This is a genomic window from Terribacillus saccharophilus, from assembly GCF_002272745.1.
GTDB lineage: Bacteria > Bacillota > Bacilli > Bacillales > Amphibacillaceae > Terribacillus > Terribacillus saccharophilus_B.
In genome coordinates this window covers 212,692-225,365 of record NZ_NPBD01000002.1, presented here as the reverse complement: position 1 = coordinate 225,365, position 12,674 = coordinate 212,692, and the positions used below count along the sequence as shown (strand labels likewise).

The 12,674-nt window shown below is 44.8% G+C and carries 10 protein-coding genes; all 10 read right to left on the bottom strand.

Translation table 11 applies throughout. The features are described from left to right. Window positions 1-2: 2 nt before the first annotated feature. The 10 genes from CHH58_RS02970 to CHH58_RS02925 all read right to left on the bottom strand — a co-directional run bounded on the left by CHH58_RS02970 (window position 3) and on the right by CHH58_RS02925 (window position 12,611). A complete protein-coding gene (locus CHH58_RS02970; RefSeq protein WP_095217692.1) occupies window positions 3-320 on the bottom strand; it encodes a L7Ae/L30e/S12e/Gadd45 family ribosomal protein in 318 nt (105 codons plus the stop codon). After that, window positions 317-589 carry an RNase P modulator RnpM gene (rnpM, locus tag CHH58_RS02965; RefSeq protein ID WP_095217691.1) on the bottom strand — a complete coding sequence of 91 codons (273 nt, stop codon included), beginning with the start codon at window positions 587-589 and terminating at the stop codon, window positions 317-319. The genes CHH58_RS02970 and rnpM overlap by 4 nt, the downstream gene beginning before the upstream one ends. Window positions 590-604: 15 nt before the next feature. Next, window positions 605-1,711 (bottom strand): transcription termination factor NusA, encoded by a 1,107-nt coding sequence (nusA, locus tag CHH58_RS02960; RefSeq protein WP_095230179.1) that lies wholly within the window; start codon window positions 1,709-1,711, stop codon window positions 605-607. Window positions 1,712-1,725: 14 nt separating this feature from the next. Further along, on the bottom strand, window positions 1,726-2,199 hold the full coding sequence (rimP, locus tag CHH58_RS02955; RefSeq protein ID WP_095230176.1) for a ribosome maturation factor RimP: 474 nt from the start codon (window positions 2,197-2,199) through the stop codon (window positions 1,726-1,728). A 278-nt stretch (window positions 2,200-2,477) separates the two neighbouring features. Next, the gene (locus CHH58_RS02950) at window positions 2,478-6,770 is read right to left on the bottom strand and encodes a PolC-type DNA polymerase III (RefSeq protein ID WP_095232634.1); all 4,293 of its coding nucleotides are present in this window, start codon (window positions 6,768-6,770) and stop codon (window positions 2,478-2,480) included. A gap of 80 nt (window positions 6,771-6,850) precedes the next feature. Beyond that, on the bottom strand, window positions 6,851-8,548 hold the full coding sequence (locus CHH58_RS02945) for a proline--tRNA ligase (protein WP_095230172.1): 1,698 nt from the start codon (window positions 8,546-8,548) through the stop codon (window positions 6,851-6,853). Between the two features lie 15 nt (window positions 8,549-8,563). Then, complete coding sequence (rseP, locus tag CHH58_RS02940) at window positions 8,564-9,820, bottom strand: RIP metalloprotease RseP (protein ID WP_095230170.1); 1,257 nt, start codon at window positions 9,818-9,820, stop codon at window positions 8,564-8,566. Window positions 9,821-9,835: 15 nt separating this feature from the next. Beyond that, complete coding sequence (dxr, locus tag CHH58_RS02935; protein WP_095230168.1) at window positions 9,836-10,981, bottom strand: 1-deoxy-D-xylulose-5-phosphate reductoisomerase; 1,146 nt, start codon at window positions 10,979-10,981, stop codon at window positions 9,836-9,838. Window positions 10,982-11,006: 25 nt separating this feature from the next. Further along, complete coding sequence (locus CHH58_RS02930; protein ID WP_095230166.1) at window positions 11,007-11,831, bottom strand: phosphatidate cytidylyltransferase; 825 nt, start codon at window positions 11,829-11,831, stop codon at window positions 11,007-11,009. Between the two features lie 15 nt (window positions 11,832-11,846). Next, the gene (locus CHH58_RS02925; RefSeq protein ID WP_095261993.1) at window positions 11,847-12,611 is read right to left on the bottom strand and encodes an isoprenyl transferase; all 765 of its coding nucleotides are present in this window, start codon (window positions 12,609-12,611) and stop codon (window positions 11,847-11,849) included. Between the last annotated feature and the right edge of the window lie 63 nt (window positions 12,612-12,674).

Below are 12,674 nucleotides of genomic sequence, written 5' to 3'. Positions count from 1 at the left end.
GTTCACCTCCGAGTGGATTCAGTGAGCAAAGATTTCAATTTGTCTGCAAAGCCTTGATCTAATATGGCAATTGCGACTCTGCCGGATTTACCAATCGCTTGTGATAATTGATCCCGGTCCTCCTCTACCTGCAGGAAGTCAATGTTGTAAAAATCAGTCTTGTTGCGAAGTTTCTTTAAGGTTTGGGGACCGACATCACTGGCAGCTATTACTAGCTTTGCTTTCTGCCGCTGGACATCCCGGACAATTGCATCTTCCCCGAAGGTGCACTGTCCGGCACGTACAGCTAAGCCTAACAAATTCAAATAATTTTTACTCATGATTGCTGACCTTTCGCTAATCGCTCAAGTTCTTCATAAATAGAATCATCGATCTGTGTATTCAAGTGGCGCGCCAGCGTATCTTGTTTCTTCGCTTTTTCTATGATAGCCGTATCCTTGGAGACATACGCACCGCGACCGTTCTTCTTACCGGTCTCATCCACAAAGACTTCGCCTTCCTTGCTGCGGACAACCCGGATCAATTCCTGTTTTGGCTTCATTTCGTTGGAAACCACACATTTTCGAAGCGGAACTTTCTTTTGTTTCATATACAGCGCCCCTTATCAATATGTGTCTTCGTCGTCAAAATCGTCGAAGTCGTCTGCTTCTGCATCTGCCTTAGTCAAAATGCCAAGCTCAAGTGCTTCAGTCTCAGATTTAATATCGATTTTCCAGCCTGTTAATTTCGCTGCCAAGCGGGCATTTTGACCACGTTTCCCGATTGCAAGGCTCAGCTGGTAATCAGGTACGATGACCGTTGTCGCTTTTTCATCCTCATTAACTAGAACAGAGATGACCTTGGAAGGACTAAGCGCATTTGATACGTATTCAACCGGATCTTCCGACCACTCAACGATATCAATTTTTTCACCTTTAAGTTCATTCACGATTGCTTGGACACGCTGACCGCGCTGACCAACACAGGAACCGACCGGATCAACTTCTGCTTGAGATGCGTATACAGAAATCTTCGAACGATCTCCAGCCTCACGTGCCACAGAACGAATCTCTACAGTACCATCATAAATTTCTGGCACTTCCATTTCAAACAATCGCTTCAATAGACCTGGGTGAGTCCGAGAAACGAAAATGCTTGGTCCTTTGTTCGTGTTCTCCACTTTCGTTACGTATACCTTCAAGCGATCATGTATTTCATATTTTTCAGAAGACATCTGTTCGCTTTCCGGCAATTTCGCTTCGATTTTGCCAAGATCCACATAGATGAACCTTGGATCATTGCGGGAAACGATACCAGTCATGACATCTTCTTCCCGGTCCGCATATTCGCTGAAGATGACCCCGCGCTCAGCCTCACGTACACGCTGTGTAACGACTTGCTTCGCTGCCTGCGCTGCAATACGGCCAAAGTCCTTCGGTGTTACTTCAATTTCAACAACATCACCGATATCGTACGTACCGGAAATAGCACGAGCCTCATCCAGTGTCATCTGTTGCTGGCTGTCCTCGACTTCCTCGACAACATCTTTACGGGCGAAAACTTTCATGGACCCAGTTGTTTCATTCAAATCAACACGTACATTCGTTGCAGACTTGAAATTCTTTTTATAAGCGGAGATCAAGGCTGCTTCCAGCGCTTCGATCAGGACGTCCTTATTAATCCCTTTCTCTTTCTCCAAATAAGTAATGGCATCAAAAAGCTCGCTGCTCACTCGTATATCCCCCTTTAGTTAAACGTTACAGCCAGACGTGCCTTCGCGATTTTCTCATATGGAAGGGACACTTCCTTTTTCCTCGCTTTGATCATGACTTCCAATGTCAATACATCGTCTTCGAACGCCTTCAATGTACCTTGATACTCTTTTTCGTTATCGATCGGCTCATACAGCTTTACATGTACTGTCTTACCGATGCTTTTTGTGATTGCTTGTTTTGTTTTCAACGGTCTTTCCGCTCCTGGCGAAGAAACCTCCAGGAAGTATGGAAGATCAACCGGATCATTCTCATCTAGAATTGCACTCAACTTCTCAGAGACGATGGCGCACTCCTCGATATCAATGCCTTCCGTTTTGTCGACATAAACACGCAGGAACCAGTTCTTGCCTTCCTTGACGAATTCTACGTCAACCAACTCAAGCTGCAGCTCTTCCACGATCGGTTGTAGATAGCTTTCCGTAACTTCCGTTATATTGGCTGCCAAAATGCTTCCTCCTTTACTGCACGCTTTCAGGCGAATATTACTTTAAAAATGGGTTGGGGCGTGCCTCTCAATAGAAAACCCTTGCCCGAAATGGAAGCAAGGGAACAATGTTTATCATGTGCTTTTTGCTACAAAAAAACGAAGAGGCGCTCCCCTTACAAACTTGATGCCGAATCCATGGTATGAAAAAGAGTGGGGAATCCCACTCTTGATCTGGTTCGTATCAATACCGCTATTGGATAATATACCACAAGTTTCTTATTTAGGCAAGAATCCTGTTAGAATAGCGAAAGCTGGTTCTGGTCAGCCATTCCTTCCAGACAGCCATGCTGATCCATATACTCCAATACCGTTTTACTGATCCTGCTTCGTTCACGCAAGTCCTCTTTTGAAAGGAACTCGCCATCTTCCCGTACTTTCACGATATTAAGCGCAGCATTGGTACCTAGTCCATCAATTGCATTAAACGGCGGAATCAAGCTGTCTCCATCAACAAGAAAGTCAGTCGCACTGGATTTGTACAAATCTACCCGCTGGAAATGGAAGCCTCGCTCGCACATTTCAAGGGAAAGCTCCAGTACAGTCACAAGGTTCTTCTCTTTTGGAGAAGCATCATGTCCCTTTTGGTTGATTTCATTGATACGCTGGCGGATTGCATCCGGTCCTTTAATCATCGTATCAAGCTCGAAATCACTAGCTCGTACACTGAAGTACGCTGCATAGAAGAGAATTGGATGATGCACCTTAAAGTAGGCAATCCGTACAGCCATGAGAACATATGCAGCTGCGTGGGCTTTCGGGAACATGTACTTGATCTTCAGACAGGAATCGATATACCAATCCGGTACATTGTTCTTCTTCATATCTTCTATCCATTCATCTTGGAGGCCTTTCCCTTTTCGGACAGACTCCATAATTTTGAACGCAAGAGATGAATCAAGACCTCTGTGCATTAAATAAACCATGATGTCATCACGACAGCCGATTACTTCAGGCAATGTGCAAATACCGCTGTTGATCAATTCCTGAGCATTACCAAGCCATACATCTGTACCATGCGAAAGACCGGAAATCTGAACAAGCTCGGCAAAAGTTGACGGGTTCGTATCCTCCAGCATCTGGCGGACAAAACGCGTTCCGAACTCTGGTACACCAAGTGTACCTGTTTTACACATTATTTGTTCTGCCGTTACACCTAATGCGTCCGGTCCGGAAAAGATCTTCATCACTTCCGGGTCATTCGTCGGAATCGTCTTTGGATCGATACCGGACAAATCCTGAAGCATTCGGATAACGGTCGGATCATCATGCCCTAGAATATCCAGCTTCAACAGATTATCGTGAATTGAGTGGAAGTCGAAGTGAGTCGTTTTCCATTCTGAATTGCGGTCATCTGCTGGGAACTGGATAGGTGTGAAGTCATATATATCTTGATCATCAGGTACAACAATTATACCCCCCGGGTGCTGTCCGGTCGTTCTTTTAACACCGGTAGTTCCTTGCACAAGACGATCCACTTCCGCGTTGCGGATATGAAGCTGATTATCACTTGCATAACCTTTTACATAACCGTAGGCTGTTTTTTCTGCCACAGTTCCGATTGTGCCGGCACGATATACTTTGTCTTCCCCAAACAGCACTTTCGTGTAGTTATGGGCTTGCGGCTGATAAGCTCCAGAGAAGTTCAAATCGATATCGGGAACTTTATCTCCTTTGAATCCTAGGAAGGTTTCGAACGGGATATCCTGTCCATCCCTCTTTAATGATTCACCGCATGACGGACAATTTTTCTCAGGCAGATCGTAGCCGCTGGCAACAGATCCATCATTGAAAAACTCGTGGTACTTACAGCCCGGGCATACATAATGCGGCGGAAGCGGGTTTACCTCGGTAATATCGGTTAGCGTCGCGATCAATGACGAGCCGACTGACCCCCGCGACCCAACCAAGTATCCGTCTTCCAGAGATTTCTTCACTAGCTTATGCGAAATTAAGTAAATAACGGCAAAGCCGTGGCCGATTATACTTTTCAATTCCTTTTCAATTCGTTTCTCGACTATTTCTGGTAATGTATCACCATAAATGCTCCGGGCACGATCATAGCTCATCTGGCGCATTTCGTCCTCTGCACCATCAATATTAGGCGTGTACAGATCTTCTTTGACCGGTTTCACATCTTCCATCATGTCAGAAACTCTCTTCGTATTTGTCACGACGATCTCTTTCGCTTTTTCAGAAGGAAGGAAATCGAAGCAAGCAAGCATTTCTGGTGTCGTACGGAAATGGACATCTGGCAAAGTCTGTCTGCTGAGTGGGTTACCGTTCTGTGACTTGATCAAGATGTTTCGGTACTGCTTTTCGTGTTCTTCAATATAATGCACATTACCAGTCGCAACTACCGGCTTATCCAAATCTTCGCCTAGTTCGACAATGTTGCGAAGGATGTCAAACAGATGTGCTTCATTCTGGACAAGCTCTTTTTCGATTAAATGATAATAGTTAGCTGGAGGCTGCACTTCAATCACATCATAAAATGCTGCGGCTTCTGCTGCATCTTCTTTCGATTTTTGCATCATTGCCTCGAACACTTCACCTTTGTCACAGCCGGAGCTTATGATTAAGCCTTCTCGATGCTGTTCCAGCTTGGAACGAGGAATCCTCGGCACACGATAGAAGTAGTCAACATGTGACATGCTGACTAGCTTGTACATATTCTTTAAGCCAGCTTCATTCTGTACATAGATTGTACAGTGGTATGGGCGGGAGCGTTGATAAGCATTCCCTTCCCCCATGTAGTTATTTAGCTGATTATGATTCATGATTTCTTTATTGAAGGCTTCCTTCAATAAACGCCAAAGCAAGTAACTAGTAGCTTCCGTATCGTAGATTGCGCGGTGATGCTGCGTCAATTCGATATCCAGGAATTTACACAGCGTGTTCAAGCGGTGATTCTTCAGCTGCGGAAATAGGAACCTTGCAAGCTCCAATGTATCAATGACTGCATTCGCTGCCTTCTCCAAACCAATTCGCTTGAAGCCTTGATTCAAAAATCCCATGTCGAAGCTTGCGTTATGGGCAACTAAAACATCGTCGCCCATCCAGGCTTTAAAGTCATTCAAAACGTCCTCGATTTCAGGTGCATCTACGAGCATATCGTCCGTGATGCCAGTCAAGTCGATAATCGTTTGACTAAGCTTTTGATGCGGATTGGCAAACCGTTCGAAGCGGTCGACAATTTCTCCATCATGGAACCTTACTGCAGCCAATTCAATTATCTTATCATAGGAAGCAGACAGACCTGTTGTCTCTACGTCAAATACGATATAAGTCGCTTTTTCCAAATTAATATCTTTACTGTTGTATGCAATCGGAACCCCATCGTCAACAAGGTTGGCTTCCAATCCATAGATAACTTTTACATTGTTTTTCTTACCAGCAGCAAAGGCTTCCGGATAACTCTGTACAACAGCATGATCCGTAATTGCGATACTTTCATGTCCGAATCTGGCTGCTGTCTCGATCAAACGGCTGGCTGATGTAACAGCATCCATCTGACTCATAAGCGTATGTGCATGCAGTTCGACACGCTTCTCCCCTTCTTCGGCTTCATCCCGGCGAAGGGTGACGGTAATCTGATTGATATCATTTGCCATCATGGTCAGTTCATTCGTGAAGTTGTCTGTCTGGATGCTGCCTCTTGCTTTTATCCACATGCCTTTTTTGAGCTGCTTGAATTTATCGGCATCTTCATTACCTTTAGAGAACATTTTGATTTGGAAACTGTCTGTGTAGTCCGTCACTTTTGCGATGAGCAAGTGACGGCCAGAGCGCAATTCACGAATATCCACATCAAAAACATATCCTTGAACTGCCATACGACGCTCTTCATCCTGAATATCCTGCATGAGTGTAATTTCGTCATTAATGGCATAACCAATCATAACCGGACCTTGAGGAGCCTCATCCTGCTTCTTCGCACGTTCTTCAGAATCCTTGATAGCCTTCTGAACGAGCAAGCTATCTTCTAGTGCCTTTTGCTCGCGGAATTTAGTCATTTCTTCCACGCTTTGTTCTTGAACGGTAACACTAAGCATATAAAGGCCCGCACCGATTTTCTCACAATAAGTTTGAAACGCGGGTTCAAGTCTTTTCTTTAAAGCACTTGCTTCTGCTTCATTCCTAGCAGTTAACATAATCTTATTACCGTTAACTGTTGGGAGCTGGGTTTGGACAAGATCCTTATAAGCTGGTGACAATTTGGGATAAGTTAGGACAAAATCCTTCCAGTAATCCTGGATGTGGTCACCTTCCACTGTATTGGTAACACATCGTATTGACCAATTCACAGCAGCAATATGTGCGAAGGCTTCTGTCAGCTTAGCAGTAAAGATTTTGTATATGGTTGGAGGCAGCAGATTGGCCAATTGAAAATGAAAGTGCCAGGACTTTTCTTTCGGGTCGACTTCCAATCTCTCCAGCTGACTCTCTTTGAAATGAGTTTCGATAGTTTCTTCATCTAGCTGGATCTGCTCAAGGAGCATGTCCATTTTCTCATTGCGGCTTAAACTCATTGTGACTTCTCCTCCCCCGCTAGTGGTACTGCGGTCTTGCGAAAGCCCCTGTCAAAGGATTGACAAGGGCTTGTACATTTTTATAGATAAGCAGCTATCTGATCAAGCAGATCATTCTCATGTGAAACTGCTTCTTGTTCTGTATCACGGAACTTTACTTCCACTTCGCCATCTGCGGCAAGTTTACCTACTGTGATGCGAACTGGAATACCGATCAAGTCGCTATCTGCGAATTTGACACCGGCACGTTCCTTACGATCATCGTACAACACATCGACGCCCGCTTCAAGTAATCTTTCATATAGACGATCAGCCAGTTCGCGCTGTTCGTCTTTTTTCGGGTTAAGGCTGATCAGATGTACTTGGAATGGACTAATGGATTTAGGCCACACAATCGCGCCTTCCTTGCTGTGCTGTTCGACAGCAGCCGCAAGTGTACGCGATACGCCAATTCCATAACATCCCATAATCAGGTTCTGAGCTTTTCCTTGTTCATCAAGGAATTTAGCCTGCATTTTTTCTGCATAGAATTCACCAAGCTTAAATACCTGTCCAATTTCGATACCTTCAGCAAATTGGATTGTACCGTTACCGTCTGGAGATGGATCGCCAGCTTTGATGAATCTTAGATCAGCATATTGCTTCACTTGGAAGTCGCGTTCTGGATTCACATTTTTATAATGGAAACCATCTTCATTTGCTCCGCAAGTTACATTAGCTACATACTTAACAGCATTATCTGCAATAACGTCTATATCTTCATGAACGTTGATTGGACCGAGAGATCCAAAACCAGCACCAAGCAGTTCTTTCACTTCCGCTTCTGTGGCAAGCTCGACAATCTGTGCTTGGTAAAGGTTTTTCACCTTAATGTCATTGATTTCATGATCCCCGCGTGAGATGACCATAACAAGACGATCATCTACTTTGAATACAACTGCTTTAAGTCCTTCTTCAAGCGTGTGACCTAGATAATCAGCCACTTCCTGCATCGTCTTCACATCAGGAGTCTCGATTTTTTCAAGAGCAAGAGCTTCCGCATCAGGCTTCTGACCTTGATCAAGTACTTCTGCCATTTCAATATTGGCAGCGTAATCTGATACATCACTGAAAGCAATCGTATCTTCTCCAACTGATGCAAGTGCCATAAATTCGTGGGTATCCTTTCCGCCCATAGCACCGGAATCGGCTACTACTGCACGGAAATTCAATCCTACTCGCTTAAAGATGCGATGGTAAGCGTCAGAGATAGTCTCATAAGCTTCATTTAAACTCTCATAATCAGCGTGGAAACTATATGCATCTTTCATGATAAATTCACGGCCGCGCAATAGTCCAAAACGAGGCCGCTGTTCATCACGGTACTTTGTTTGAATTTGATACACCGTAAGCGGTAATTTCTTATAACTGTTCAATTCATCACGTACTAAACTTGTTGTTACTTCCTCGTGAGTAGGGCCAAGTGCGAATTCCCTGTTGTTCCGGTCATGCATACGCATCAGTTCAGGTCCGTATACCTTCCATCGGCCTGTTTCTTTCCATAATTCTGCAGGCTGCAGTGCTGGCATAAGCATCTCGCTCGCACCTGTACGATCCAACTCCTCACGGATGATCGCCTCTACTTTTCGCAGCACTTTCGTACCGAGCGGCAGATAGCTGTAGATTCCAGAAGCTGTCTGGCGGATATATCCGCCTTTGACTAACAGCTGATGGCTGATTGCTTCTGCATCAGCTGGAACTTCTCTTAGTGTTGGTATAAATGTTTTACTTTGTCGCATTCTTCCACCTCTGCATCATAAAAATAGCCGCTGTATATCATTCCAAGTGACCACAATCATCAAAAGCATGAGCAAAGCGAATCCAATGAAATGGACCACTGCTTCTTTTTGTGGTTCAACTGGTCTACCTCTCAATGCTTCCACACCGATGAATAACAATCGTCCACCATCAAGTGCGGGCAGCGGGACGAGGTTAACGATCCCAAGATTGACACTTAGCAATGCTGTCCATTGGATCAGATTGATCAATCCCGTTTTTACTACTTGATCTGTCGCATCATATATACCTACTGGACCAGAAAGTGCATTGATACTAAGCTGACCAGTTATGAGCTGTCCCAGATTGGTTATAATCATCGTTCCGAATTCCCAAGTTTGCTGGAAAGTGTAAGGAATCGCACCTAAGAAACTTTTCTCCATTGCGAGTGTTACACCGATTTGACCAATTTTCTGATCGCCGTTTTCCACAAGTGCAGGAGTCATCATCAACTGCTGCTCCTGACCGTCTCGAACTATTGTTGCCTCAAGTTCTTTTTCAGGGTTCTCACGAACGATAGCCGTGAACTCATCCCAAGTTTGCACAGGTGTTCCATCGATTGCTGTAATTTCATCGCCTGATTGAATTCCAGCTTCTTGTGCAGCAGATCCGTCCTGTACAGTACCTACTGCTGCATTGTCAGCTGGTACACCCTGTATAAGAGCAAGGATGAAAAACAGCACAAGCGCAAGCAGGAAATTCATCATCGGACCGGCAAACAACTGCATCGCTCGCTGCCGCTTGTTCTTGGAAGCGAATTGTCGGTTATAGGGAGCGATTTGAGTTTCAGTCTCGTCCATCACGTACATAGCTTGCTCATGGACAGGGAAAGAAAGACGTTCTTCCTCACCTATCTCATAACCATATATCATCAGGCTATGATCCAAATCTGCACTTTCTACTTCAATGACGCGTGCATAAGGATGCTTGGATTTATTATTGACGATAATCTTCGTTACTTCCTGTTTGTCATTGAATTCCAGACCGATATGATGACCAGGCTTCAATTCCACGATTTCCGGATCTTCACCGGCAACGCGGACATATCCCCCAATTGGGAGTAGTCTGATCGTATAAAGTGTCTCATTTTTCATCCAGGAAAAGATCTTCGGTCCAAAACCGATGGCGAATTCACGTGCTAGCATTCCAGCCCGCTTCGCAAAAATCAAATGTCCGAGTTCGTGCACGAAAACGAGCAGCCCGAACACTAGGATAAACGCAATAATAGTTGTCACAATGGGCACCTGCCTTTATTGGATATAGGACCTCACTTGACTCCGCGTGAGACGATCTGTTTCCATGATTGTTTCCAAAGAAGGGAAAGATTCATAGGCATGTGCATCTAGTGCGCGCGCTACATAATCCTCTATTGTCAGGAAAGAGATCTTCCCTGCAAGAAACAACGCTACAGCCTCCTCATTTGCAGCATTCAATACGGTAGTGGCAGTGCCGCCGGCTCTGCCCGCTTCGTATGCCATCCGCAAACAAGGAAATCGTTCCATACTCATTTCCTCAAAGTGGAGTTTGCCTATTTCCACTAAGTTTAACCTTTTTGAAACGGCTAAATCAAGTCTTTCAGGGTAGGTGAGTGCATACTGTATCGGAACCCGCATATCTGGTGTACCAAGCTGGGCAAGGACACTGTAATCCTTATACTCTACCATGCTATGGATGATACTCTCCCGGTGCTGGACAACCTCGATATCATCATAATCGATTCCAAATAACCAATGCGCTTCGATAACCTCCAAGCCCTTGTTCATCATTGTTGCAGAATCGATGGTGATTTTTTGTCCCATACTCCAATTCGGATGGCGCAGGGCGTCCTCCAGTGTTACATGTTTAAGCTCATCCCTCGTCTTATCACGGAAACTTCCGCCAGAAGCGGTAATGATCAGCTTGTTCACGTCCTCAAGCTTCTCACCATTCAGGCATTGGAAAATAGCTGCGTGTTCACTATCTACCGGAAGCAGATTGACACCATGCTTCTTCGCTTCAGCCATGACAAGATGACCAGCTGAAACCAATGTTTCCTTATTGGCGAATGCTACCTGCTTCTTAGCGCGGATTGCTTCTAGCGTCGCTTGCAGTCCGATACTGCCGAGAACAGCATTTACGACAACATCGACCTCAATTGCTGAAGAGATTGCTACCATTCCAGTGGAACCGACCAGGATTTCTGCCTGCGGAAGTGTCTGATGAAGTTTCTCTTTTGTCTGTTCATCCTGTACAACTACTACAGCTGGTTCGAACTCCTTGATAAGCGGCAATGCTTTCTCAATGTTTCGTCCGAATGCCATACTGTGAAGTCGAAATGCTTCCGGATGGTTGCGGATGACATCCAATGTCTGCAGACCGATTGAACCGGTTGCACCTAATAATGCGATTGTTTTCATCGGACACGCTCCTCTTTATACTCTATTAAATGAATTGGATTAAATGCAGGATCGGGAAAACAAAAATCATACTGTCGAAACGATCCAGTATTCCGCCATGTCCCGGCAGGATTTTTCCAGAATCTTTTACAAGGTAATGACGTTTAAAAGCAGATTCAACCATATCCCCAAGCTGACCGAAGAGAGCAATCAAGATACATACTCCCGCAACAATTAAGATGGAGCTGCTCACAGGAGAAATAAACTGAAATACAATTCCTGCTATACAGCCAAGAACGAGGCCGCCTATGCCTCCTTCGATTGTCTTGTTCGGACTGATTGTAGGCCAGAGCTTACGTTTACCGAAAGCTTTTCCAAAGAAATAAGCTCCCGAGTCAGTTGCCCAAATGACAACCAGGACAAAAATGAACTTGGACAATCCCGATACGGTATGGCCTCCGATTATTTCATCCGGAGCGTTCCTCGTAATAATGAAATAGAGGAAACCAAACCCGACATATACAACCGTAATCAGCAGGAATCCTGCATCTTCGAAAGTGAACCGGTTCTTTGCCAGTACTGTGTAGCTCAAGAGTAGAATAACAGAGAATAACAGGATATCCGTTTTATTGATATGTAAATCAAACATTGTGTTGATCATGCCCAGGTCTGGGGCCAATAGCCCCCATAGCAACAGGACACTCACGACAGATGGTACCTTGTATTTCGCGATTTTGCGCATACGCAGGAGCTCGATGAAAGCGATGGTTGCGATCAAATAAATAAACGCCTCAAACCATGCCCCGCCAAGCAATACAAAAATCATGAAGAATATGCCTGCAATAACCGCTGTGATCAATCGTTGCTTCATTGTTAAATATTCACCTCAAATACCGCCATAGCGCCGTTTTCTGTTCTGGAAATCACTGACCGCCTGCTCGAAAAGCAGTTCATCGAAATCAGGCCATAAAACTTCCGTGAACCAAAGCTCTGAGTAAGCACTCTGCCAAAGCAGAAAATTACTTAACCGATGCTCGCCGCTTGTACGGATAATTAAATCCGGGTCTGCCAATTTTTCAGTATATAAGTAGCGGGAAATACATGACTCATCGATATCTTCCATTTGCAGTTTCTTGTCGGAGATATCCTGCATCATACTTTGTACAGCATGAACAAGCTCGTACCGTCCGCCATAATTCAATGCGAAGTTAAGAATAAGACCATCATTATGCTTTGTCTGCTCCATCGCTTCTTTGATGGCTTCCTTAGTGAAGGAAGGCAAACCGTCAAAATCTCCGATCGTCTGTACCTTAACGTTTTCTTCGATGAGCTCAGGCAAGTAAGTCGTAAGAAACTCCTTTGGCAGCTTCATCAAAAAGTCCACTTCCGCCTGCGGCCGTTTCCAGTTTTCTTTGGAAAAAGCATACAGTGTAAGTACCTTCACATCGATCCGATTCGCAGCTTTCACAATCCGACGGACAGTTGACATCCCTTCTTTGTGCCCCGCAATTCTGGGAAGCCCGCGCTTTTTCGCCCAGCGTCCATTTCCATCCATGATAATGGCCACGTGTCCTGGAATGTTTTCAAGCTTTAGAGTTGATGGCTGTAATTCTATTCTTCTTTTCCTATTGAAAAAAGGAAGTTTAATCATTTTGAATCCTCCATTGGGCTTTTTTCTCTGCTGACTGAAAAGAGCCAGAGGCGCCCTGTGCAG

Bases quoted from the DNA above. Each gene is read 5' to 3' on its own strand.
- CHH58_RS02970 (WP_095217692.1), bottom strand. From the start codon at position 320: ATGAGTAAAAATTATTTGAATTTGTTAGGCTTAGCTGTACGTGCCGGA.
- rnpM (WP_095217691.1), bottom strand. From the start codon at position 589: ATGAAACAAAAGAAAGTTCCGCTTCGAAAATGTGTGGTTTCCAACGAA.
- CHH58_RS02950 (WP_095232634.1), bottom strand. From the start codon at position 6,770: ATGAGTTTAAGCCGCAATGAGAAAATGGACATGCTCCTTGAGCAGATC.
- CHH58_RS02945 (WP_095230172.1), bottom strand. From the start codon at position 8,548: ATGCGACAAAGTAAAACATTTATACCAACACTAAGAGAAGTTCCAGCT.
- dxr (WP_095230168.1), bottom strand. From the start codon at position 10,981: ATGAAAACAATCGCATTATTAGGTGCAACCGGTTCAATCGGTCTGCAG.
- CHH58_RS02930 (WP_095230166.1), bottom strand. From the start codon at position 11,831: ATGAAGCAACGATTGATCACAGCGGTTATTGCAGGCATATTCTTCATG.
- CHH58_RS02925 (WP_095261993.1), bottom strand. From the start codon at position 12,611: ATGATTAAACTTCCTTTTTTCAATAGGAAAAGAAGAATAGAATTACAG.